This window comes from Opitutia bacterium KCR 482 (genome assembly GCA_029269845.2).
Classification (GTDB): domain Bacteria; phylum Verrucomicrobiota; class Verrucomicrobiia; order Opitutales; family Intestinicryptomonadaceae; genus Merdousia.
In genome coordinates this window covers 1,231,409-1,255,802 of the sequence record CP149973.1, presented here as the reverse complement: position 1 = coordinate 1,255,802, position 24,394 = coordinate 1,231,409, and the positions used below count along the sequence as shown (strand labels likewise).

Annotated in this window: 21 protein-coding genes; 13 read left to right on the top strand and 8 right to left on the bottom strand. The window is 57.4% G+C overall.

From position 1 onward, the window contains the following. Positions 1-60 precede the first annotated feature (60 nt). From P3B99_005215 to P3B99_005205, 3 genes are all read left to right on the top strand, one after another. Positions 61-447: an NADH-quinone oxidoreductase subunit A gene (locus P3B99_005215; protein ID WYJ06611.1), complete on the top strand. Its 387-nt coding sequence runs from the start codon at positions 61-63 to the stop codon at positions 445-447. 3 nt (positions 448-450) lie between these two features. Beyond that, entirely contained in the window at positions 451-1,842 is a 1,392-nt protein-coding gene (locus P3B99_005210) for a diadenylate cyclase (protein WYJ06610.1), read from the top strand. A 69-nt stretch (positions 1,843-1,911) separates the two neighbouring features. Continuing rightward, positions 1,912-2,931 (top strand): DUF475 domain-containing protein, encoded by a 1,020-nt coding sequence (locus P3B99_005205; protein ID WYJ06609.1) that lies wholly within the window; start codon positions 1,912-1,914, stop codon positions 2,929-2,931. Positions 2,932-3,126: 195 nt separating this feature from the next. Here P3B99_005205 and P3B99_005200 read toward each other — a convergent pair whose 3' ends face one another. The 4 genes from P3B99_005200 to uvrA are packed head-to-tail and all read right to left on the bottom strand — an operon-like array spanning position 3,127 to position 8,156. Further along, on the bottom strand, positions 3,127-3,960 hold the full coding sequence (locus P3B99_005200) for a TonB family protein (protein ID WYJ06608.1): 834 nt from the start codon (positions 3,958-3,960) through the stop codon (positions 3,127-3,129). Beyond that, positions 3,957-4,367 carry a biopolymer transporter ExbD gene (locus P3B99_005195; protein ID WYJ06607.1) on the bottom strand — a complete coding sequence of 137 codons (411 nt, stop codon included), beginning with the start codon at positions 4,365-4,367 and terminating at the stop codon, positions 3,957-3,959. The genes P3B99_005200 and P3B99_005195 overlap by 4 nt, the downstream gene beginning before the upstream one ends. A gap of 9 nt (positions 4,368-4,376) precedes the next feature. Beyond that, complete coding sequence (locus tag P3B99_005190) at positions 4,377-5,234, bottom strand: MotA/TolQ/ExbB proton channel family protein (GenBank protein WYJ06606.1); 858 nt, start codon at positions 5,232-5,234, stop codon at positions 4,377-4,379. A gap of 51 nt (positions 5,235-5,285) precedes the next feature. Next, complete coding sequence (gene uvrA, locus P3B99_005185) at positions 5,286-8,156, bottom strand: excinuclease ABC subunit UvrA (protein ID WYJ06605.1); 2,871 nt, start codon at positions 8,154-8,156, stop codon at positions 5,286-5,288. Between the two features lie 31 nt (positions 8,157-8,187). Between uvrA and P3B99_005180 the strand changes: the two genes are divergently transcribed. The 6 genes from P3B99_005180 (at position 8,188) to P3B99_005155 (ending at position 14,612) form a co-directional block, all read left to right on the top strand. Further along, positions 8,188-9,327: an AI-2E family transporter gene (locus P3B99_005180; GenBank protein WYJ06604.1), complete on the top strand. Its 1,140-nt coding sequence runs from the start codon at positions 8,188-8,190 to the stop codon at positions 9,325-9,327. 130 nt (positions 9,328-9,457) lie between these two features. After that, positions 9,458-10,267, top strand: a complete 810-nt coding sequence (gene murQ, locus P3B99_005175; GenBank protein WYJ06603.1) for an N-acetylmuramic acid 6-phosphate etherase — start codon at positions 9,458-9,460, stop codon at positions 10,265-10,267. A 3-nt stretch (positions 10,268-10,270) separates the two neighbouring features. Then, positions 10,271-11,776 carry a sodium:solute symporter gene (locus P3B99_005170; protein ID WYJ06602.1) on the top strand — a complete coding sequence of 502 codons (1,506 nt, stop codon included), beginning with the start codon at positions 10,271-10,273 and terminating at the stop codon, positions 11,774-11,776. Next, complete coding sequence (locus P3B99_005165; protein WYJ06601.1) at positions 11,776-12,282, top strand: DUF2284 domain-containing protein; 507 nt, start codon at positions 11,776-11,778, stop codon at positions 12,280-12,282. The genes P3B99_005170 and P3B99_005165 overlap by 1 nt, the downstream gene beginning before the upstream one ends. Before the next feature lie 69 nt (positions 12,283-12,351). Next, positions 12,352-13,023, top strand: a complete 672-nt coding sequence (locus tag P3B99_005160) for a TetR/AcrR family transcriptional regulator (protein WYJ06600.1) — start codon at positions 12,352-12,354, stop codon at positions 13,021-13,023. Between the two features lie 374 nt (positions 13,024-13,397). Further along, positions 13,398-14,612, top strand: a complete 1,215-nt coding sequence (locus P3B99_005155) for an outer membrane protein transport protein (protein ID WYJ06599.1) — start codon at positions 13,398-13,400, stop codon at positions 14,610-14,612. An 80-nt stretch (positions 14,613-14,692) separates the two neighbouring features. Here the strand turns inward: P3B99_005155 and P3B99_005150 are convergent, their stop codons facing one another. Genes P3B99_005150 through P3B99_005140 form a run of 3 tightly spaced genes read right to left on the bottom strand, consistent with a single transcriptional unit; the run spans position 14,693 to position 16,019 of the window. Continuing rightward, a complete protein-coding gene (locus P3B99_005150) occupies positions 14,693-14,947 on the bottom strand; it encodes a hypothetical protein (protein ID WYJ06598.1) in 255 nt (84 codons plus the stop codon). Positions 14,948-15,000: 53 nt separating this feature from the next. Next, positions 15,001-15,753, bottom strand: a complete 753-nt coding sequence (locus P3B99_005145; protein WYJ06597.1) for a TlyA family RNA methyltransferase — start codon at positions 15,751-15,753, stop codon at positions 15,001-15,003. Next, positions 15,750-16,019, bottom strand: a complete 270-nt coding sequence (locus tag P3B99_005140; protein WYJ06596.1) for a hypothetical protein — start codon at positions 16,017-16,019, stop codon at positions 15,750-15,752. The genes P3B99_005145 and P3B99_005140 overlap by 4 nt, the downstream gene beginning before the upstream one ends. Before the next feature lie 150 nt (positions 16,020-16,169). On the opposite strand from P3B99_005140, the gene P3B99_005135 reads away from it, so the two are divergent. The 4 genes from P3B99_005135 (at position 16,170) to P3B99_005120 (ending at position 23,165) form a co-directional block, all read left to right on the top strand. After that, entirely contained in the window at positions 16,170-17,726 is a 1,557-nt protein-coding gene (locus P3B99_005135) for a sialate O-acetylesterase (GenBank protein WYJ06595.1), read from the top strand. Between the two features lie 90 nt (positions 17,727-17,816). Then, positions 17,817-19,388, top strand: a complete 1,572-nt coding sequence (locus P3B99_005130; protein ID WYJ06594.1) for a sialate O-acetylesterase — start codon at positions 17,817-17,819, stop codon at positions 19,386-19,388. Between the two features lie 11 nt (positions 19,389-19,399). After that, positions 19,400-20,944, top strand: coding sequence for a sialate O-acetylesterase (locus tag P3B99_005125; GenBank protein ID WYJ06593.1), 1,545 nt, complete (start codon positions 19,400-19,402; stop codon positions 20,942-20,944). Between the two features lie 208 nt (positions 20,945-21,152). Next, on the top strand, positions 21,153-23,165 hold the full coding sequence (locus P3B99_005120; GenBank protein WYJ06592.1) for a right-handed parallel beta-helix repeat-containing protein: 2,013 nt from the start codon (positions 21,153-21,155) through the stop codon (positions 23,163-23,165). A gap of 105 nt (positions 23,166-23,270) precedes the next feature. On the opposite strand, the gene nadA is transcribed toward P3B99_005120, so the two are convergent. After that, entirely contained in the window at positions 23,271-24,239 is a 969-nt protein-coding gene (gene nadA / locus P3B99_005115; GenBank protein WYJ06591.1) for a quinolinate synthase NadA, read from the bottom strand. Positions 24,240-24,394 lie beyond the last annotated feature (155 nt).

The window sequence follows — 24,394 nt, the reverse complement described above, 5'->3', positions numbered from 1 at the left end:
CAACCTTTTTGGAGTAAAATATTTGACAAACACACGCCGCTGTGAAGACTTTTTAGACATATGGAACCGGTTTCATACATACCCGTATTGGTGCAAATCGTGGTCGCGGTCGGAATGGGCGCGGCGATTGTCGCGGCGAGCCACATTTTCGGACAGCGCGCAAAAACGAACGCCGTAAAAGATTCGGCATACGAATGCGGCAACGCGCCCGAAGGCATACCGCACCCGCGCTTCGGGGCGAGGTTCTATCTGGTTGCAATGCTTTTTGTGGTGTTCGACATCGAAGTGGTCTTCATGCTTCCGCTGGCGATGGCGTATCCCGACCTCGTTTCGGAGAAACTGCCGGTTGCGCTTCCCGTGATGTTCTTCATTGCGCTCATGGCGGCGGGGCTTTTCTACGAAGTCAAAAAAGACGCCCTCAACTGGAACATTCCGAAGTCGAACTAACGCATGCAGCTCGCAAGATTCCTCAAAAAATCCAGAATAATCGACGTAAAGAGCGTCGATTTCAGGGGCGTTTTGACCGAGCTTCTCGCCGCCGTGCCCGACTCCGCTCTGGGTTCGGCGGACAGAAACGCCGTCATGCAGGGGCTTGTGGAGCGCGAGAACGCAATCTCGACGTATCTCGAAAGCGGAATTTGCATGCCGCACATGCGCGTGGAGGGGCTTAAACAAAAATATGTAATCGCGGCGGGACGCTGCGAAAACCCCGTGAAAATCAGGGACAATGAAGAGCCGAAACGGCTTTGCATGGTGTTCCTGCTGCTGTCGAACGACCATGTGGAATCGTACATGGACACGCTTTCGATGTTCGCGAAAATCTTTTCGGCGGATTCCGAGGCGGCCCTGCGCATAAAAAGCGCAAAGGATTTGTCCTCGTTCAGGACGGCGGTTTCGGGGATTTTCGGCAAGCCGCAGTCGGGCGGAGACTCGTCGAAGACCGACAAGCCCACGCGCGAGTTGCGCAAAAAACTTTCGGAGGTCGTAAAAACAAACGACCTCATCATGCGCTCGGCGGTGAAAATCGCAAAAGTTTCGAATTGCTCCACGATTCTCGTGCAGGGAGACACTTTCAAAAACTTCCCCGACCTCTCAAAAGTCTTGGGCGGCTCGCGGGTGGTGGTGGTGAGCGACAACCCGACGCTTCCGATTCCGCCGTCGTGGCAGCTCGTGAACGTCAGGGCGTTTTCGAAGTCGCGCTTTTCGCAGTTGAGGAGCGCGTTGATGATTGGAATCACGCGCGGAATCTTCGGCGTGAAGGAGAAAATCTGCTGTATCGGCGGCGTTCTCGAAAGCGACAAGATTGACACTATCGTAATCCTCGACATCGAAAAGGAATACTCCGACATTTTCATCGGGCAGAAAAACCTTTTGCCCGACGGCGTGAAGCCCGAAGTAATTGAGCGCGTAATAGACATTGCGACGGAGCTTTCGGTGGAGGGGCGCGAGGGCAAGCCCGTCGGCTGCATCTTCGTTATCGGCGACGTTGCCGAGCTTAAACCGCACATCAAACAGCTGATTCTAAACCCGTTCTACGGCTACAAACCCGAAGACCGAAACATTCTAAACCCTTTCATGGACGAAACCGTAAAGGAGTATTCTCTCATCGACGGCGCGTTTATCATCGACGGCGGCGGAATTTTGGAGTCGGCCGGCTCGCTAATCCACACGCCCGACTTCAAGTTGCAGCTCCCCGGCGGGCTGGGCGCGCGCCACGCGGCGGCGTATTCCATTTCGCTCATGGCGAACTGCATTTCGCTTGTGGTTTCGTCGAGCACGGGGCAGATTACGCTTTTCAGACGCGGTCAAATGCTGCCCATTACCGAGAAAAAACGCGAGTGATTCGATTTTTTATATACTCAAATGCCGGCTTTTTCGGAAGTCGGCAAATTTTTTATTATGGAAACAATTATGAAGTATTTTAAGTGGTCGTTTTTCGTCCTTATCTGCGGAATGGTTTTCGCGTTTTGGCGCGGGGAATCCGTGCAGGCGGGGCTTGGCTTTAAGGATTTGATTGCTGCTCTCATCATCAGCGCGCTCGAAGTGAGTCTGTCGTTCGACAACGCCGTTGTCAACGCCGCCAAGCTCGAAAAAATGCCGCCAATCTGGCGCAGACGCTTTCTAACTTGGGGCATTGCGATAGCGGTTTTCGGAATGCGTTTCGTCTTCCCGATTGTGATTGTCGCGGCGTTTTCGGGAATTTCGTGCGGGGCGGTTCTCGACTTGGCTTTGCACAATCCCGACGAGTACGCCGCGCACCTTTCGCACGCCCACGTGGGGATTTCCTCGTTCGGCGGCGCGTTCCTTTTCATGCTGTTTTTCGAGTTCATGTTCGACCGCGAAAAAACGCTCCACTGGATTTCCCCTCTTGAAAAGCCCCTCCACAGGCTCGGCAGATTCAAAATTGCGCCGACCGTTTTGACGCTCGCCGCCCTTTGCGCCGTCCAGTTCTTCATTCCGTCGGACGAAATCAAGATGTCGTTTTTTGCGGGCGTTGCGGGCATCGCGACGCATTTGGCAATCCACGGGGCCAGCGGCAAGCTCGAAAAAATGGCGGCGCAAAAGCACGCGTTTGCGCTCAAACACGCGGGGCTTGCGGCGTTCATATACCTCGAACTGATTGACGCGTCGTTCTCGCTCGACGGCGTGCTTGGGGCGTTTGCTCTCACGAAAGACATCGTGATTATCGCACTCGGGCTTGCGGTGGGCGCGTTTTTCGTGCGCTCCATGACCGTGGTTCTCGTCGAAAAAAAGACGCTCGACAAACTTCTGTACCTCACCCACGGCGCGTATTGGGCGATTGGCTCGCTCGCCGCGCTGATGTTCGTTTCGACCGTCCGCGAAGTCCCCGAAATCATCACGGGGCTTGCGGGCATTGCGCTGATTGCGGCCTCCCTCGTGTCGTCCCTGCGCGCGCCTAAAAAGGCGTAGGGCGGCTCGGGCGACTTTTCCGCTCCGCTTTTTGCGGAATTGCGCGCGGCGCGTTGCCTACGCAGGCATCATCCGCCGCGCATGGCGAATTTTGCGGTTTGCATGGCGGAATTTGCGAATGCGCGGGCGGCGTTTTGCGAAATTTTCGCCCGCAAAAAAACGCGCGGCCGTTTCTGCAACTGCGCGTTTTGCAAATTAGAGAATCGAGAACGTAATCGTGATGTGGTGCGGTTCGTTGTCGGGCGGCGGTGTGAGGGAAATCGAGCGCAGAGCCGCGAGAATCGAGTTGTCAACCTCCGCGTTTCCGCTGCTTCTTATAATCCGCAGACCGCTGATTTCGCCGTTTTTGCTTACCCTGAATTCGACTTTTGCGGAGAGGTCGGAGTTTTGCGCGGTAACGGGAATCGCCCAGTTCGATTCCGCCTTGCGCTTGATTTCGCCGATGTACGCGGCGAGCATGTTCCGCATTGCCGCGCTTGTGCCCGCCTTGCCCGAAATGCTTGCGCCGAGTTTTGCGATGTTGTCGATGTTGCCCGTCTTTGCGCTGATTTTCCCGACTTTCACTGGCGCCTGTGTGCGCGGAGTCTGCGCGCTTTTGCGCGGTTTTTTCGGGTTTTTCTTTGCGAAATCCTGATACGAAACTTTCTGCGGCTTCGGTTCGGGCTTTTTTTCGACCTTCGGCTTTTTCGGGGGCTTGGGCGTAGGCGCGGGTGTGGGTTCTGGCTTCGGCGCGGGCGGGGTAGGCTCGGGTTCGGGCGCGGGGTCGGGAAGCTCGATAGGCTCGACGGGTTCAAGGTTCAAGTCCTGTTCCAGGTCGGGCTGGGCTTCGGGCGCGGTTTCCGCCTGCGCGGGGGCTTCTGCCGCGGGTTCTGGCGGCTCTACCATTTCGAATACCTGATTCGGGTCAATGGGGTGCGGCTCGCTCTTGAAAATCGAGCTTACGAGCACCGACACAATCGCCGCCACGCTTACCGAAATATGGAGCGCGAGCGAGCAGTAATAGCCGAACTTGGTATTGTCGGGCGTCATTTGACTTCCGTGTCCAAATGGAGTTTCGTGAGGTTGTGGCGTTTGATTGCCGAAATCACGTCGACTATTTTCTGGTAGGGCAGCGAGAGGTCTCCGCGCAGGCTGATTGCGGGCGGTTCGGGCTGCCCCGCCAGCGCGCCGAGCAGGGTGTCGAGCTGCACGAGGTCCACGGGTTGTTTGCCCCAGTAAATCTGGCCGTTCTCCTTAATCGAGATTAGCTGAAAGTCTATGTCGGGGCGTTGGCTTGCGTCGTTTTTGTCCTGCTTGGGCAGGTGGACGGGGATTGTCTGTTCGAGCAGCGGCGTGCTTATCATGAAAATGATAAGCAGCGAGAACGCCAAGTCCATGAGCGGCGTTACGTTGAGTTCGGTCAGCCCCGACTGCTCTATTTTCGTGCGGAATTTCATGGCCGTTTGCTATTCGTCGAATTGGCGGGGCGGGGTGGGGCTGCCGTCGTCCTCGTCGTCGAGGGAAAAGTCCATGATTTTCGTTTCGGGCGCGGTGCGGACGGGCGCGGACGCCTTCGCCTGCGGAATTTCGCGCACGGGGGCGGGCTTTGCGGGCTGGCGGACAGGTTCGACCTCCTCGGAGTGCTCGCGCGATTCCATTTCGATTCTGTCGGCGATGAGGCTTGCGAAGTTTTCGGTATCGACCGAAATTTTACGCGCCTTGTCGGCGAGCATGTTGTAGCCGAACACCGACGGGATTGCGACCACAAGCCCCGCGACGGTCGTCAAAAGCGAACCCGCAACGCCGGGGGCGAGCATTTGCAATGTGACCGACGCCTGCGAGCTCATCGACCCGAAGCAGTCCATGACGCCCCACGCCGTGCCGAGCAGCCCCAGAAACGGCCCGCCGCTCACGATTGTTCCGAGCTGCGTCATTTTTGAGTTGTATTGCATTTGCTGCCGCGCGAGCGTGCGCCCGAGCGTGTTTTCCACATACGAAATTCTCGCCGCCCTGTCGTTGGGCGAAATGCCGACTTCAAGCCACGCATTGACCGCGTTTTTTAGCAGTTTTGCGAAAGGCCCCTGAATCGATTTCGAGCTTGCCGCCTCGACGAGGTTCGACGATTTCAGCAGACGCGCGGTTTTTGCGTTCATCTCCTCGATTGCCGAGAGGTCGGCTTTTTTGCAAATCATGATTCCCCATGCGTATATGCTCATCGCAAGCAGTATCACGACAATGACCTGCCCCGCGAAGTTCGACTGAATGAAATAATCCGCAGGCGACGAAGCCAATACGGGCGTCGGGAAAATCGAAGTAAAATCCATGCCTTAAATAATAATGTGGCGCTGCAAGAAAAATCGAGTATTTTTTTATATTTATCGAACAAATTTTGCCGTGGGAGTGTCCGCCGACTTCAATTCGTCGAAAGTTCCCTCGAAAACCGCGTATCCGCCCGCCGCGCCGCCCGTCGGTCCAAGCTCCACAAGCCAGTCGGCGAGCTTCACGAAGTCGGGGTGGTGCTCTATTACGATTATCGTGTTGCCGGCGTCGCGCAGTTCGAAGAGCAGTTTGAGGAGTTTGTCGATGTCGTCCCAATGCAGTCCCGTGGTGGGTTCGTCGAGAATGTAGAGGGCGCGTCCGTGCGTGCGCCGCGAGAGTTCGAGCGAAAGTTTTATCCTCTGCGCCTCGCCGCCCGAAAGCGTGTTTGCGGGCTGTCCGAGCCTGATGTAGCCAAGCCCGACGTCGCTGAGCGTTTTGAGCTTTGCGACAATCCGCGGGTACGCCGCGAACACGCCCAGCGCCTCGTCTACCGTCAGGTTCAGGGCTTCGGCGATGTTCAGCCCCTTGTAGCGCACTTCGAGCGTCTCGCGGTTGTAGCGTTTGCCGCCGCACGACGGGCAGGTGATGTAGACTTCGCCCAAAAACTGCATGTCTAGGCAGATTGAGCCGTCGCCGCGGCAGTGCTCGCAGCGTCCGCCCTTGACGTTGAAACTGAACCGCCCCGCCGAGTAGCCGCGCATTTTTGCAAGCGGCGTCTGGGCGTAAAGCTCGCGCAGGAGGTCGAAAAGCTTTGTGTAGGTTGCGGGGTTCGAGCGCGGGCTTTTGCCTATCGGCGACTGGTCTACGCGCACGCAGGTGTCGAAGTTGTCGAAGCCCGCGATGCCGCCGTGCGCCCCCGCGATTTCCTTTGCTCCGTTCAGCTTTGCGGCGGCGGCCTTTGCGAGAATGTCGTTCACAAGCGTGGATTTTCCAGAGCCTGATACCCCGCAAACCACGGTGAACAGCCCGACGGGGAATTTTACGTCGATGTTTTTGAGGTTGTTTTCCCTCGCCTTTTTGACCGTGAGCCAGCCGTTTGCGGGCGAGAGCCGCGGCGACGGACGCCCGATTTTCGCGCGTCCCGAAAGGTACATTCCCGTGCGCGACGTTTTCGATTTCAGGCAGTCGGCGAGAGTTCCGTTGAATGTAAGCTCGCCGCCCTTTTCGCCCGCTTCGGGGCCGAGTTCCACAACCCAGTCCGCCGCGCGGAGGGCGGCTTCGTCGTGCTCGACAAGCAGGACAGAGTTCCCCCTGTCTTTGAGCGTTTTGAGCGCGCCTATCAGCATTGCGTCGTCGGACGGGTGAAGCCCGATTGTCGGCTCGTCGAGGACGTATGTAACGCCCGTCAGGTCCATTCCGAGCTGCGTTGCGAGCCTCGCGCGTTGCGCCTCGCCGCCCGAAAGCGTAGACGCCTCGCGGTCGAGCGAGATGTACGAAAGCCCAACCGTGTTCAGGAATCCGAGCCTGTCGCGAAGCCCGTTTACGGCGTCGCGCACGCTGTCGTATTTTTTCAGGCTTTCGAGCGACTTCACAAACGCCAGCGACTCCGCCACGCTCATCGCGCAGAATTTGTCGTACGAGACGCCCTCCACAAACACGTTGCGCGTGCGCTCCGAAAACCTCGCGCCGCCGCAGACGGGGCACTCCGACGACATCTGGAACACCGAAAGCCTTGCGCGGAGTCCGTCGCTTGTCGTTTCCGCGCAGAGCCTGTCCACCTCGGCGAGGACTCCCCCGAAATGCACTTCCGCCGCCTTGCAGTTTCCGCGTTTGAGCCGCAGAAAATACGTCCGCGAGTCGTCCCCGTAGAGCAGGATTTTCCGCGTTTCGGCGGGGAGGTCGCGCCACGGAACGCTTGTGTCGAACGGGATTTGTTCGGCGAGCTGCCGCAGAATCCTGTTGTGGGCAATTATTATGCTCTTCGCCCCGACCCTCCACGCCTTGATTGCGCCTCCCGCGACGCTTTTGGAGTCGTCGGGCACGGCGAGCTTTTCGCTCGTGCGCATTACGCGCCCGATTCCGCCGCAGAATTTGCACGCGCCGTCGGGGTGGTTGAACGAGAAGTTTCTCACGGTAAGCGGCGCGTAGATTTCGCCGCATTTTTCGCAGGCAAACGCCGTGCTTAGCACAAGCTCGCCGCTTTTGCCGCCGGCGGAGTACGCGGCAAGAGCCTTGTCCGCGCCCTCGCGGAGCGCGAGTTCGAGCGAGTCCGCAATTCTTCCCCGCGCCGCCGACGAGAGCGGAAAGCGGTCTATCACGAGGTCGAGTTTCAAAAGTTTTTCGGACTTGAATTTTTCGAAAAGCTCGCGTTCGGCGGCGGGGTCGTCAAGCTCGAAGATTTCGCCGTTGAGACGCGCCCTCTGCCACGCCCGCTGGCGCAGGCTTTTGATTTCCGCCTTCGCCGCGGCGGGCTTGAACGAGCCGCGCGGCGCGAGAATGTAAACGCGCGAGCCTTGCGGAAGCGCGAGCACCGCGTCTACGCATTCGTCCACGCTTCGGCGCGAGATTTTTCCGCCGTCTTTGGGGCAGCGCTGCTCTCCCGCAAGGCTCCAAAGCACCCTTGCGTAGTCGGCTATTTCGGTGAGCGTTGCGAGCGTGCTGCGCGGGTTCGAGCCGAGCGACTTCACCTGCTCTATCGCGATTACAGGCGACAGCCCGCGAATCGACTCCACCGCGGGTTTGTCTATCTGGCTGAGCAGCCGTCGGGCGTCGGCTGAGAGGCTCTCCATGTATTTTCTGTACCCCTCCGCGTAGATTGTGTCGAACGCAAGCGACGATTTTCCCGATCCGCTCCGACCCGTGAACGCCACGATTTTCCCGCGCGGAATGTCGAGGTTGACGTTTTTTAAATTATGCTCGCGCGCGCCGCGTATCTCCATTTTTTCGAAACCGCCGCGCGCCGCCGAAATATCCGAATTTGTTTGCATTGTTTTCCGATAGACACTTTATTTTTTACAAATGTTTACCGCTTTCCAGCAAAAACTTTTCGGCGCGGCGTTGGCGTGCCTCTCGATTTTCGCGATAGGCGCGTTCGTCGTGCTGTTGTTCGCGCTTCTTTCGGCGTTTCTGTCGAAATTCGGAGCGGTCGTAGCTCCCGTAGCCGCCGCGCTGATTCTTTCGTTCATTCTCTCGCCGCTTGTGGATTTTGTTTCGCGCAGGGCGCATGTGTCGGCTTCGGCGGCGTGCGGAATCGTCTGCGTTGCGGCGGCGGCGTGCGCGGCGGCTCTTGCGGCGTTCGCGCTTCCGCGGGCGGTTTCCGAAATCGGGGAAATCTGCGGCGAGCTTCCCGCTCTTGCCGAACGCGCGGCGCGCAACATCGCCGAACGCTACCCCGATTCGCGCGAAACCCTGCGCGGATACGTCGCCGAAATGAAACGCGCGGCGGCGGAGCATGCGTCGTTTGCGGCGGCTGCTGCCGCCGCGAAAAAGGTGTTCGAAACGGCGGTCGCGGCGACGGGCGGGCTTGTGTCGTTCTTCTCGTTCCTTGCGGCGTTTGCGGTCGTGCCGATTTACCTCTACTACATGCTTACCTCAAACTTCGACTTCTATTCGAAGCTCGAAAAAAACCTCGCGTTCGCCTCGCCCTCCGTGCGCGGCGACATCGTGTTTTTCGTACGCAGGTTTTCGGAAATAATGTCGGCGTTTTTCAGGGGGCAGTTGCTGATTGCGCTGATTATGGGCGTGCTGTACGGAGTCGGATTTTTGTCGGTCGGGGTGTCGTACGGATTTTTGCTCGGATTTTTCGCGGGCATTTTGAACCTCGTTCCCTACCTCGGAACGGTCGTGGGACTTGGAACTATTTTGCCCGTCGCGCTGTTGCAGGCCGACGGCGGCTGGCTCACGGCTCTCGCGGCTTTGGGCGTTTTCTGTGCGGTTCAGTGCTTGGAGGGATACGTTCTCACGCCGCGTATCATGGGCGACCGCACGGGGCTTCACCCGACTGTCATCATATTCTCGGTGTTCTTTTGGGGAATCGCCCTCGGCGGCATTCTGGGCATGGTTTTGGCAATTCCGCTTACGGCGTTTGCGGCGGCGGCGTGGGACAGGGTTTTGCTCCGCAGGTTTTCGGCGGATTCCCCCGTCCAAACTGCGGAGTAGTTGGACTATTTTGACATTTACCGAAATCGCGCGTTTTATTCTTTGACGCCTTCGCGGGAACGTAAAATAAATACGCCGACAACGGGGCGCATGCGCCGCCCCGCGCAGTTTTCAATTTTAATCTCCGAAAATGAGAATCACAGAACAACCATCACACTACTCGAATTTGGACAAAATGTCCACGCTCGAACTTTTGCAAGGCATAAACGCCGAGGATAAAACCGTGGCTTTTGCGGTCGAAAAATGCATTCCGCAGATTGCGCGGCTCGTAGACGGCGCGGCTGAGAGAATGCGCTCGGGCGGCAGGCTTTTCTACATCGGCGCGGGCACGAGCGGCAGGCTGGGCGTTGTGGACGCTTCGGAAATTCCCCCGACATACGGCGTTCCCGACGGCGTGGTAATCGGTCTGATTGCGGGCGGCGACGGCGCGATACGCAAGGCGGTCGAAAACGCCGAGGACGACGCCGAACAGGGCTGGCGCGACATTTTAGCCTACAAGCCGGCTCCGAACGACACTCTTGTGGGCATTGCGTCTTCGGGGCGCACCCCCTACGTTCTGGGCGCGATTGAGAACGCGCGGAAGCTCGGCATGCTCACCGCGTGCGTTGTCTGCAACCCCGATTCGGCAATCGCGGCTGCATGCGAAATCCCGATAGCGGCTGTCGTCGGCCCCGAATTCGTGACGGGCAGCACGCGCATGAAGTCGGGCACGGCGCAGAAGCTTGTGCTCAACATGGTTTCAACTTCAATCATGATAAAATTGGGGCGCGTGCGCGGCAACAAAATGGTGGACATGCAGCTTTCGAACGAAAAGCTCGTGGACAGGGGCGCGAGAATGATTATGGACGAAACGGGGCTTGGCGACTACGACAGAGCGAAGTCGCTTCTGCTCGAGCACGGCTCGGTTCGCGCTGCGGTAGACGCATACAGGGGGGATTGATTTATGTATCCGCTTTGGCTTTTGCTTTTGGTTCTCGGCGTCTATACAGCCGCTATGTTCGGAGTGTCGCATCTGACTTCGCGCGGCGGTTCGGCGAACTCGTTTTTCGGGCGGGACAAAAAAGCCCCGTGGGCGGTCGTAGCCTACGGCATGGTTGGCACGGCGATTTCGGGCGTCACTTTCGTGTCCGTCCCCGGGAATGTCATGCGTCAGAACTTTTACTACATGCCGCTCGTGTTCGGCTTTGTTGTGGGGTATATCGTGATAGCAAAGCTGCTGTTGCCGCTCTATTTCCGCATGAACATTACGTCGATTTACGCGTATTTGGGCAAACGCTTCGGGCGGATTTCGCACGAAACGGGAACTTCGGTGTTCATGGTCTCGCGCGTGCTTGGGGCGGCGGTGAGAATTTTCGTTGTAATCCTCGTGCTCTACACTTTCGTGCCGAAGTCGGAGTCTTGGGTGTTGCACTCGTCCGCCGACATTCTTTTGTTCGCGTTCGTGGCGTTCGTGTTTCTTGCGGTGCTCTATTTGTACACTTACAGGGGCGGCGTAAAAACCGTCATCTGGACCGACGTTTTGCAGACAACTTTCATGATTGCTGCGGTCGCCTTCACGATTTTTTTCGTGTGCAAAAACATGGGCTGGAATTTCTCGGAAACGGCGTCGGCGGTCGCCGGGGCGGACAACCCCAACGTTGCGGGGACGCGCTTTTGCGACATGTTCGACATGCGCTGGGACTCCGCTACAAACGTTTTCAAGCAGCTTGTGGCGGGCGTGTTTGTAACCGTCGCGATGATGGGCTTGGACCAGTCGATGATGCAGAAATCGCTTTCGTGCGCCGACATCAAATCGGCGCAAAAAAACTTCTATTCGCTCGGCGCGATTCAGCTTGCGGTCAATTATTTCTTTCTGCTTTTGGGCGCGCTGCTTTGCATTTATGTGGATAAAATCGGCGGCATGGCGGGCTTGGGGCTTGAAAAAACCGACGAAATTTTCCCCGCCGTCGCGAGCCGCCAAATGGGGCTTTTCGGCGGAACGCTGTTTCTGGTGGGGCTTGTGTCGGCGTCGTATCCGAGCGCGGCGAACGCGCTTACCGCGCTTACGACTTCGTTCTGCGTAGACTTCCTCAAATTCGAAACGCGCTCCGACCTCTCCGAAAAACGCAGGGTCTTCCTGCGCAATTCCGTGCACGCGGCGTTCGCGGTGCTGTTTTTCGCGATAATCGTCGCGCTCTACATAATAAGCAACGACGCCGTCGTGAACTTGGTCTACAAGCTCGTCGCCTACACCTACGGGCCGCTCTTGGGCATGTTCTTTTTCGGCATGTTCACAAAGTACGACGTAATCGACCGCGCCGCGCCGTACATCGCGGTTGCCTCCCCCGCGCTCTGCTTCGCCGTCAACTGGACAACCTCCGCGCTCTTCGGCTTCGACTTGGGCTTCTCGCTCCTCATCTTAAACGGCGCGCTTACGGCATTCGCGCTCTGGCTGTTCAGAAAAAGATAATGGCGGAATCTTTTGCAAAGGACGTTTCGACTTCCGAACTGCTCTCGCGGTTTTTCGACGAAAGCGTGTCGTCGGAGCTTTGCAAAAGCTGTCCGAACTACGGCGCAAAATGGTCGTGCCCGCCGTTCGAAACGCCGTGCGGATACCGGAAATTTCCGACGGTTCGGCTGTTGTTGCGGCGCGTCGCGGCGTCGGGGGCGATAGCCGACGCCTACGACGCGGAACGCGCGGGCTTCGACGCCGAAATTCTCGCGGCGGAGTCCGCGCTCGGCGGCTTGGGCATGTACGCGGGCAGCTGCATTCTTTGCGGAATATGCGCCCGCGCGTCGGGCAGGGCGTGCCTGCACCCCGACAAAATGCGGACTTCGTTGGAGGCGGTCGGCTTCGACGTTTCGAAAATCTCGCGCGAAATTTTCGGCGTCGGCATAGAGTGGGGCGCGGATTCGCGCAAGCCGCGTTTTGCCACGCTTCTCGGCGCGGTTTTTTACGGCGTCCGCCGCGTCTGAATTTTGCGCCGCGCGGCGTTCCGCCTTTCGGCTTGATTTCCGCCCGATATTTGGCAGTCTCTGTTTGTTGTGAAAGACACGCGCGAAAAAATCCTCGAAAAAACCTTCATGCTCCTCATTCGCAAGGGCTACGATTCCGTATCCGTAAGCGACATTCAAAAGGAGCTTGGCATGTCGCGCGGGCTTCTCTACTGCTATTTCAAAAACAAGTCCGACCTCATCTTGGCGGCGTGCACCCAGTACTTTTTCGACGGCTACCTCACCACCATCGACTTGGACGAAATCTCGTTTCGCGACTTCATTTTGCACGTCATAGACGTGCATAAAAACATAGCCTGTTGCGGGCGGACGCGCTTCGACATTCTCAAATACAACACGCTTTATTCCGCCGTAATCATGCGCGAGCCGCGCTTTAAAAAGTACGCGTTGGGAGAGTTCGCAAAGGCGGTTCGCGTGATAGACAACGCAAAAAAGCGCGGCGAAATAAAACAGCTGCCCACAAATTTCGTGGGGGCGACAATCCTTTCGATTCTCGGACGCACTACCTATATTACCGAAACTTCGGGCGACGACTATGTGCGCCGCCGCATAGCGGAGGATTTGTTGCGGTTCTACGACCTTGTGAAAGAGTCGGACTCCGATTCGCGCGGGCGGCATGCTCCGCAAACTGCGGCGTCAAAACCGCGCCGCGCAACCGCCGCAAAGCCGAGGCGAACCCAAGCCGGCGCGTCTTCGCGGTAGGGCGGCCCTCTCCCGCGCTTTGCGCAGCGTCGGAAATTTGCGCATGCGCCGCTCGGTATCTTTTAATGGCGGGCGCAATATTAATTTCCGCGCTTCCGACGCTTGTGCGCGGCGCAGATGCGCAACGAAAATTAAGCTCAAAGCCTCTTTTTCGCCGTATCGACTGCGACTCAGGCGGGATTAATCCGCGCAAAGTATGCCGCTTCTTCCGCCGCAGTCCGACGTTTTGCGGCTTTTGCTTTTGCGGGGTTGCTCTTGGAAATCTTTTCCCGCCGTTTTGCACGCCGCGCGGCTAAATGAACGTTCATTCAGTATTTTTCTTGACACTGAACGATTGTTCAGTGTATCCTGCGCGTACAATGAAAATTAAGGACATGAAAAAGGCAATATTCGCGGCTTCGGTTTTAGCCGCTACAACGGCGTTCGGCGCGGGCTTTCAGGTGCTCGAGCAGGGCGCGTCGAACATGGGAACGTCGATGGCGGGAGCTACCGTAAACGCCAGCAACGACGCCTCCGCGGCGTATCTCAACCCCGCCGCGGTTTCGTTTATCGACATGGAAGTCGGGCAGACGATGGTCTCCACGGGGCTTTCGGCGGTTCTGCCGACGCTCGGAATGTCGAAGGACGGCAAGAACTATGACTGCGCGCGCAATTCGTTCGTGCCGAACATTTTTACGGTTCACAAATTCACCGAGGAGCTTTTCGGCTCGATTTCGGTAACCGCGCCTTTCGGCCTTGAATCCCAGTACGACTCCAACTGGATTGGCAGGCAGCACGGCGTGCACAGCTACATGCTGACTATCGACATCAACCCCAGCGTTGCGTACAAAGTCAACGACTGGCTCACAATCGGCGGCGGCGTCAGCGCGCAGTACGCCTACTGCAAATTGACGCAGGGCATTGCCGCGGTTCCGTTCGGAGAGGCAATCGCGCTCAACGCAAGCGGCTGGGGCGTTGGCGGCAACATCGGCTTTACTGTGGAATACGCCGAGGGCGGACGCTTCGGCTTCCAGTGGCGCAGCGAAGTTTGTCAGGACGTAGACGGCACGTTCAGGCTCATGGACGTAGACCGCGGCGACATCACGGCGTCGGTCTCGCTTCCGCAGACTTTCACGGTGGGCGTCTACCAGCGTCTTTTCGGCGACTTGGAAAACTTCGCAGTCATGGCGGACTACTCGTACACGGCGTGGTCGTGCTTCGAAAATCTGGACATTTATCAGGGCTCTTCGCTGATTTCGCACACGGCGGAAAACTGGAAGGACACCTCGCGCGTGTCTGTCGGCTTGCACTACTATCCCGAAGAAATCGAGGATTTGACCCTGCGCTTCGGCGTCTGCTACGACGAAAGCCCCGTAAAGGGCGCGCAGTACCGAACCGTACGCATTCCCTGTTCCGACCGCATTTGGTTCTCGACGGGCTTCGGATACGACCTTGCCGAAAACATCAAGCTCGACATGGCGTATGTGTACATCATGACAATCGGCAACAGCGAAATCGCGCCCTCGCAGTACGGCGGTTCGGCGGGAGACTCGGCGCACTACTACGGGCACATTCACGTCATTTCGGCGCAGCTGAGCTTTTTGTTCTAATCTAAATCTTGTATAAATGCTATCGCGGCGGGATTTATTTGCGAATCCCGCCGCTTCTTTTTTTGTCGGACGGCTCCCGATTAATGGAGGGTGTCGCGCTCGACGTTTTTGAGCTTTCCGCCCTGTCTGTTGTGTTTGTTTTTCGACAGTTTGTCGCAGCTTTGCGCGTTGCATTCGGGCTTTTTCTGCTTTTGCTTCGCCGCGCCCGCGCAGTCTTTCTGTCCGCACTGCTGGGTTTGTTGCGCGGTTTTTGCCGCGCACGATTCCCCGCCGCATGCCGCGAACGCCGCGCAGGCGAAGAATGCCGCGCACAATAACGTTATGATTTTTTTCATGTTTATCCTTTCGTCCGCATGATGTCGGCGGAAAACGCGAAAGGATAAGCCGACTAAGCCCGCTTTTTTTCGAAGCCTATAAGATATTCAAGATTGCCGTCTCCGCCTTTGATTTTGGACTCGCACTCGCCGACGAATTCGGCGTCGGGGAAATTGTCGGAAACGTGCTTTTTGATTTTTTCGAGAGCCTGTTTCCTGAGGCCGCCGTCGCGCAGAACGCCCCTGTTTTTGCGCATTACCGACGGCGACGTTTCGAACTGCGGCTTCACGAGGCATACGGCAGTTCCAGACGGTTTGAGGACATTCCAGAGCCTGTCGAAAACCTTTTCGAGCGAAATGAACGAGAGGTCGGCGCAAACGAAGTCGAAGAGTTTGCCGTCGAAAAATTCGGGGGACACGTCGCGAATGTCGGTTTTTTCGAAATTGCGCACGCGGGGGTCGGCGAGCAGTTTTGGGTGCAGCTGTCCCGCGCCGACGTCCACGCAGTACGAGCACGCCGCGCCGCGCGACAACGCGCAGTCCGTAAATCCGCCGGTAGACGCGCCCGCGTCGAGAATTTCCGCACCGCGCAGGTCCATTCCGAACGCGTCGAGAAAGCCCTCCAATTTAAGCCCCGCGCGGGAGACGAATTTCAGAGTCTGGGCGTCCGTCACAACCGAAAGCTCGGCGTCGTCTGGGAGTTTGCGCGAGGGTTTGTCTACGGGCTTTCCGCCGCAGAGAAGCTTGCCCTCCTCTATGAGAGCGCGGGCTTTCGAGCGGCTTTCGGCAAGCCCGCGGGCGGCGGCGAGTTCGTCGGCGCGTGTCATTTCGCCTGCTTGGGTTTGTAGGTGATTTCGAAATACTGCGGAATGCCGTCTTCGCTGTTGCGTATGTTTTCGACAGCCGTTCCGCCCTCGGTAATCAGGGTGTAGACAAGCGCGCCCAGCCCGAAGAGGAACGCCGCGACAATCGCCGTGCCGATTGCCGCAAACAGCAGTCCGCCGCGTCCGCGCTTGAACGTCGGCGCCATTCCCTTGAAGCCTTTTGTGTAGGTCTTCGACTTCGCGATAACCCTGTTTTCGTCTATCATCATCACTTGGTATTTTCGGACGAAACCGCGCGTTTTCAAGCCAAAAGAGTGATTGACAAGCCGCGCCGCCGTTTTAATGTATTTTCGACTTTTCGGGGGGATTTGTCGGATTCTTCATGTTTCCTTGCTTTGCCCTCCGCGGGGGATTGACCTATGAAAAAAACATTTGCATTTGCGACAGTTTCCTTTTTTGCGTTCGCCGTTTCGCTTTGCGCCGACGTCAAAATGCCGCGCATATTCTCGAACGGCATGGTGCTCCAGCGCGGCGAACCAGTCAACGTTTGGGGAACGTCCGCGCCGAACGCGAAAATAGAGGTGTCGTTCGCGGGCGCGAAAACGTCGGCGACGGCTGGCGCGGACGGAGGCTGGAGCCTGAAACTTCCGCCGATGGAGGCTTCGCAGGAGTGCCGAAACATGATTGTTTCCGAAAACGGAGTGCCCAAAAAGAACTTTTCCGACGTGCTTGTCGGCGAGGTCTGGATTGTCGGCGGGCAGAGCAACATGGCGTTTTCGCTCAAAGGCATGGCGGGCGCGAAGGAGATTATCGCAAACGCAAACAACGCGCTCATTCGCTATTTCAATCAGGGCGGAACTCCGCAAATGCGGAGCATGGACGGCATCGGGAAAAATCCCGAACCCGACACCGTGAAAGGCTCCGGTTGGCTTGTGTGCTCGCCCAAAAACGCCGAATACTCGTTCGCCGCCGTTCCCTACATCTTTGCCCGCGACATCGCAAAAAAACTCAACATTCCCGTCGGCATAGTCTACACGGCAATCCCCGGAACGCGCATGGTATCCTGGATTCCGCGCGGCGATTTCGAAAACAACCCCGACTTCGCGGGCGAAAAGGCGGCGTTCGAGGCGCGGCTTAAAAGATACGACTCCAAGGCGGCCGTCGCGAAATTCGAGGACGACGTCCGCACATATCCCGCCCGCGTTGAAAAGGCCAAAAAAGAGGGCAAACGCCCGCCCGAAGCGTGGACGGTTTCCGAAAATCTGCGCCCGTGGAGCGACTCTCCCGACAAGTGGGCGACCCCGTGCATGCTCTATAATATAAGAATCAGCCCGATTAAAAAATTTACCGCCCGCGGAATCTTCTGGTATCAGGGCGAGTCCGACTCCGCCGCCGGCGCGAAGTTCGGGGAGCTTTTCGGTGGCTTTGTGAAGGTGTGGCGCAGGGAGCTCGGCAAGCCCGACATGCCCTTCGTGTTCGTCCAGCTGCCGTCGTTCAACGGCAAAAATTGGAGCGAAGTGCGCTTGGGCCAGCAGGCTGTCGCCGACAAGCTTTCGAACATGTTTATGGCGGCTACAATCGACACGGGCGACGCCGACGACATCCACCCCAAAGACAAACTCGCCGTCGGCGAACGCTCCGCCGCGCTTGCGCTGGCGAAAGTCTACCGCGTTTCGGGCGTGCGCTCCGCCGCGCCCTCGGTAAAGGGCGTCCGCTTCGACGGCAATTCGGCGACGGTCGATTTCAAAACGGAGGGCAGGCTTGTCGCGCGCGGAAATTTGAGGGGCTTCGAAGTGAGGTCGGGCGGCAAGTGGCTTCCCGCCGGGGCGAAACTGCGCGGGAACTCGGTCGTCGTGTCGGCGGCGGATAAATCCGCGAAAATCGACGGCGTTCGCTATCTCTACAAAAACTGGGCAAAGCCCGACGTATCGCTTTTCGACGACGCGGGTCTTCCCGCGTATCCGTTTTCAAAATAGAACAGCAGCCCGCGCGGCGCAGGGAGAGCCGGCGGGGTATCGACAACAACACACATCGGCGTTTTTCTCCCGACGCGTTTTAGACAAATCATGAAACAGAACATTCGCTCTTTAATTGCCGCGCTTTCGGCGTTGGCGGCAACGTCGGCGTTCGGCGAAATCAAGATGCCGAAAATATTTTCGGACGGCATGGTGCTCCAGCGCGACATGCCCGTGAAAATCTGGGGAATTGCGGACGCGAACGCGTCGGTTGACGTGGACTTCGCGGGCGCAAAAAAATCGGCGAAGGCGGGAGCGGACGGCAAATGGCTTGTTGTGCTCGACAAAATGCCCGCAAACAAAAACCCCCGCGCGATAACCGTATTTGAAAACGGAAATGCGGGCGCAAAAATCGGCAACGTGCTTGTCGGTGAAGTCTGGATTGCGGGCGGACAGAGCAACATGGGCTGGGTTCTCGAAAACACGACCGACGCAAAGGCGGCGTTCGAACGCGCCAAGAAAAACAAAATTCTGCGCTATTTTAAACAGTCGCCCCGCGCGATTGCCCGAACCCCGCAGGAGGATTCCCCCGAAGGCGCAAAGTGGGAACGCGCCGACGTCGGTAATTGCCCGCTGTATTGGAGCGCGATAGGCTTCTATTTCGGCGAAAAAATTTCAGAGGCTCTCGACGTTCCCGTCGGCATTGTGGGCACGCCGCTCGGCGCGACGGCAATGGCGGCGTGGGTTGACGAAGCCGCCGCCGGAAAAAACGAATACATGAAAGGCGTCTACGAAAGCTTCAAAAAACGCGCCGACAAATACGACGAAAACGCCTACCGCGCCGCCCTCAAAACTTACAAGGATAAAGTCGCCGCGCTCGAAAAGGAAAACGCCGAGCGCAAGAAGCAAGGGCTTCGACTGAAAAAGCTGCCGTGGGACTACAAAGAGCCGAACAAAATTTCGCCCGTTCCGCAGTTCCGCACGCCTGTATGGAATTACAACGCGAAAGTCGCGCCGCTTCGCGGCTTGGCGGCAAGGGGCATAATCTGGTATCAGGGAGAGTCCGACACGCTCGAACCCGCCGTGCTCCACTTCGAATCGCAGCTGAAACTTCTGATTTCGGCGTGGCGCGGATATTTCGGAAACCCCGACATGCCGTTCATCATGGCGCAGCTTTCGTCGTTTGTTTCGTCCCCGAAAAGCAAGTGGGCGGAGGCGCGCGCCGCGCAGCTTGCGGTTGCCGCAAGCGTTCCCAACGTGTACGCAATTCCCACGATAGACAGGGGAGAGTCTAACGACATTCACCCGAAAGACAAGACGACCGTCGGGCTGCGCATGGCAAACGTCGCGCTTTCGCAAGTCTACGGAGCAGCTACGCCGAACCCGTTTGCGCCCGAGTTTAAATCCGCCGAATATTCGGGCAGCGCGGCGACGGTTCTGCTCGAAACACGCGGGTTGGAAATCGAGTCGCGAGGGGAACTGCGCGGCTTCGAGGTCTTGGCGAACGGCAAATGGGCGAAGGCCGTCGCCAAGCTCGACGGAGGAAAAATCGTCCTCAAAAGCCCCGACGGCGCGGACGTTTCGGGCGTGCGCTACCTCTGGAAGAACGACCCACTCTCGGAAATTTGTCTGTTCGACTCGAACGGGCTTCCACTCTATCCCTTTGAAAATCTTAAAAAATAGGAAATAAGCATATGAAAAAATACATACTGATAATTTCGGCGTTGGCGGCAGCGTCGGCGTTCGGCGAAATCAAGATGCCGAAAATATTTTCGGACGGCATGGTGCTCCAGCGCGACATGCCCGTAAAAATCTGGGGAACTGCGGACGCGAACGCGTCGGTTGACGTCGAGTTCGCGGGCGCAAAAAAATCGGCGAAGGCGGGAGCGGACGGCAAATGGAGCGTTGTGCTCGACAAAATGCCCGCAAGCAAAACTCCGCGCGAGCTCAGCGTTTCGGAAAACGGAAAGCCCGGCAAAAAGATTTCCGACGTGCTCGTCGGCGAAGTCTGGATTGCGGGCGGGCAGAGCAACATGGGGTGGAGCCTTCGCGCCACAACCGACGCCGACGCCGCGAAAGCCCGCGCTCACTATCCGACAATGCGCTACTTCAACCAGCCAACAAAGGCTTCCTTGACGCCCCGCGCCGACAGCTTCGAAGAGTCTAAATGGAGCGCGGCGGACGGCGAGAACATCTCGGCGTGGAGCGGCGTGGGCTTCTATTTCGCCGAAAGAATCATGAAAGAGCTGGACGTTCCCGTCGCGATTCTGTACGCGGCAAAAGGCGCAACGAGCATGACGTGCTGGATTCCCGAAGAATGCCACGCAAAAGTTCCGTACTTGGCGGGATACCTTGCGAACTTCAAAAAAAGCTTGGCAAAATTCACGCCCGAAATCGCGCAAAAGCGGCTCGACGCGCACAACGCAAAATGCGCAAAAGCCCGCGCCGAAGACGCAAAACTGCGCAAAGAGGGCAAGCCCGTTCAGCGCCGCAAGTGGCCGTTCTGGGTTGCGCCGTCAATGATAACTCCGTGGGCAGATTATTCCACGCCGTACATGTTATACAACGGCATGGTAGCTCCCATCGCGGGCTACACTGCTCGCGGCGTGATTTGGTATCAGGGCGAGGGCGATACGGCGGAAAAGGCGGCGGCGTGCTTTGCCGAGCAGTACAAGACGCTCGTCGAATCGTGGCGCAAGGCTTTCGGCAACGACGGCATGGCGTTCCTGCAAGTCCAGCTGGCGTCGTTTGAAAACAAGGCGAAGTGGCCCGAAGCCCGCGCGGGGCAGCTTGCCGCGTGCAAACTCGCCCCGAATGTCGGCGCGGTCTGCATTATAGACTGCGGCGAGGAAAAAGACATTCACCCGAAGGACAAAACGACCGTCGGCAACAGGCTCGCGCTCCTCGCGCTTTCCGACGTCTACAAAAAAGCTGGCTTCCACGGGCGTTCCCCCGAATTCGTCTCCGCGCAGTACAAGGGCGACACCGTGAAGATAAAGTTCAAGGATTTCGGGCGCGGACTCGTTTTCAAGGGCGAGCCGCGCGGCTTCGAAGTTTTGACGAAAGGCAAATGGGAAAAAGCCGCCGCAAAGCTCGACGGCGGGAAAATAGTGCTCAAAAGCTCCGACGGCTCGATGCCCGAAGGCGCGCGCTATCTCTGGACACAGTGGGCGCGTCCCGACGCCAGCCTCTTCAACAAAGACGGGCTGCCCGCGTTCCCGTTCCAAAACGTGCGCTAAACAACGCGCGTTTGCGGCGTCGTGCGCGGAGTATTTTTCCGCCGCAACGCAAGCCCGCAAAAACTCAAACGCATTACTCCGCGCCGTCAAGATTCGGCGCGTTTTTTTTTGCGCTTTTTAGATGATGTCCAAAATGCAAAAGATGTCCTATTTAACTGCGTTGACAAAATTCGCCGAATGTGGGAAAATGAACCGAACAGGAGGACAGATGAAAAAGGGAATTTTATTTTTGTGCGCGGCGTCGCTTGCCGCATTTGTTTTTGCCGCCGCTCCGCGCGAGCTTAACGGCTACGACTTCTACCCCGCGGGCGCGGACGCAAAGCCCTTTGCGGGCGATTTCGGCAAACTGCCCACGGGCGCAAGGGAGTTTGAAGTGGAGCTTCCGCGCGGGAAGGGCGCTGTCGTCAACGCCGCCGATTTCGGATTGAACGAACGCGTCGAAAACGCCGCAACCATTATCAACAGCGCGCTTGCGCACTGCAAAAAAATCGGCGCGTCGAAGCTCGTTCTTCCGAAAGGGCGGTACAAGTGCTTCGACGCGACGTCGATTATGCTCGAAGGCTTTGAAGACTTCACCCTCGACGGCAACGGCTCGCTGCTCGTCTATCAAAGCGACTCCGTAAAACAGATGAGGCCTCAGTGGGACAAAGCCCTCGAATCGGGCGTTTCGAACATCAAGATAAGGAACTGCAAGCGCGTGAGGGTTGCGAACCTCGACTTCGACTGGGATTGGGAGCGAGACCCGCTTGCGGGCTTCGCGAAAGTCGTCGGGCGCAACGCCGACCCCGAAAATCCGTACGTCGATTTCCAGTTTTTCCAGTACGAAAAGTACCCGACCTACGGGAGGAAGACGCCCACGGTTGTCATCACTCCGTACCGCGCCGATTTCAGCGCGTTCGCCGAAGACGCGGCGGGCGTCTGGGGAGGCGACCCCGCTCCGCTCGGTGCGGGCGAGGGCACGTCGGGCTTTCCCAACGAGTGGATTTCGCCGAACACAATCCGCATATATTTCAACTACTGGACAATCGGTGCGCCGAAAGTCGCCGCCGAAAGGGTCAAGCAGTTTAGGGAAGACCTGCCGTACCGCATTATCCACTACTACTACGGCAAAAACGCATTCGATATGTTCTCGAACCGCCACTTGACGCTTGAAAATATCCGCATTTTCTCGTGCCGCGGGCACGCGTTCCAAGTGGACGGCGAACAGCAGTTTTGGCAGTACGTCAACGTGAAAATCATGCCGCCCGACGACCCGCGCCGCGCCCTGTCGTGCTCCGCCGACCACCACCACATCGTCAATTCGCGCGGCTTCATGAAGATGATTGGCTGCGAATTTTCAATGGGCACCGACGACGTGGGCAATTTCCACGACCGCTCTTTCGTGATGAAAAAAGCCGGCGAAAAGACGCTAGAATCGGCGAACGTCCGCGGGCTTGCGTTCTTCGACGCGAACGTCGGCGACGAAATCTCCCTGCGCGACGGCGACTACGCAAACACGGGCTACGTCGGGAAAATCTCCTCAATCGACGGAGAGCGCATTACATTCGACAAGCCGCTTCCCAATTCGCCGGACGGAATTTTCGTCTGCTTCAACACGCGCTTCGACACCCGCAACATCATCGTGCGCGACTGCAAATTCGTCCGCCACGGCGCCCGCGGCTTGCTGATTCTCGCAAAGGACGTTCTGATTGAAAACACGCTTTTCGAGCGCGAGCAATTGGGCGCGCTGAAGCTCGAAACCGGCTACACTTTCAACCAGTGGTGCGAGGGCACGGGCGTGGACAACGTTGTTGTTCGCAACTGCACGTTCAGAAACTCGAACTTGCGCGGAATAAAATCGCACGGCTTTGCGCGCGACATTCAGATTTCCGCGTACATCGAAAAAGACCCGTCCACGAAAGAGCCGAAAACGCCCGTGATTACGAACGCGCTTTTCGAAAACAACAAATTCTACGAGACTGCGGGCGTCGTTGCGGTTGCGTCGGCGTGCGAAAACATAATTTTCAGAAACAACAGAATAGAGAACGCCCGCGACACGCTGTCGGTTTCCGACAGGGACAAGTGGTACAGGGGCGGCTTCTACGTCCGCAGCGGCAAAAACATAAAGATTGTAAACAACACTTTTGTGAAGTCGCCCTACATGCCGAACGCGGGCGTGCTGGCAAATCGCGGCGACTATTCCGACTGCGATTTTTCGGGCAACAGAGTGGTCGAAAAATAGCCGCGCGGGAATCCCGTTTTTTTCTATCCCAAATGTGTGTATGAAAAATCCCGACCGAATTTTTTGTTCGGTCGGGATTTCCTTTTTGCGAATTTGCGGACGTCCCTATTTCGACATTTCGAGCATTTTTTCGATAGGCCTGCGCGCCCTGTCCATGACGTCCTTTGAAAGTTCGATGCGCGGTTCGAGGTTTTCGAGGCACGCGAGGAGCTTTTCGGGAGTGTTCATGAGCATGTTTTTGCAGTGCTGGCTGGGGCGGCCCGAAGCGCGGGCGGCGATGAACGTCTTGTTCGGAATTTCGCGGCGGAGGCGGTGTATCATTTCGACGACGGTCGCGATTATGAACTTGTCGCTTGGGTGTTCGCGGCAGTACAAAATCATTTTTTCGGTGCTGCAAACGCAGTCGGCGGTGTCGCGCACTGCTTTGGGGCATTCGGGGTGGCAGACGAGCGGCGTGTTCGGGAACGCGCGCTTGAGCGCAAGAAGTTCGTCCGCCTTGTACTGCGTGTGCGCCCAGCAGTAGCCGTGCCACAGAATGAGGTCGCGGCCGGTCTTTTCGACAATCCACGAGCCGAGGTGCTGGTCGGGGCAGAAAATTATCTCCCGATTTTCGGGAATCTGTTTTACGATGTCGAGGGCGTTGCCGCTTGTGCAGATTATGTCGCTCAGCTCCTTTACGCCCGCGCTGCAATTAATGTAGGAAATCACTATCGCGTTCGGGTGCTCGCGCTTGAAGACGGCAAGCTCGGCGGGGTGGCAAAGCTCTTCGAGGGTGCAGCCCGCGGCGTGGTCGGGGAGGACGACGGTCTTGTCGGGGTTGAGGATTTTCGCGGTTTCCGCCATGAAGTCTACGCCCGCGAACGCTATGACGTCGGCGTCGGTTTTCTTCGCCTCGCGCGAGAGTCCGAGCGAGTCGCCCACATAGTCGGCTATCTGCTGGATTTCGTCGCACACATAGTTGTGCGCCAGAATTACGGCGTTGCGCTTTTCTTTGAGCTCCAGAATTTTTTTCTGTACGTCCGAAAGCTGCGGTTTGTCGCAGTTTTCGTAGGGCGGGAAGACTATTGCTTGCATTGTCTGTTATTGTTAAAGCGCGGAATTATATTTTTTAGCGGCTTGCGTTGTCAAGGAAGTTAAGCTTTTTCCGCCTTGACATTGGCGGAACGTTGCGGTACTTTCCGTCTCGTATTTGGGGGAGTCCGCGATGAGCGGTTTCCGGTGTTTGAATC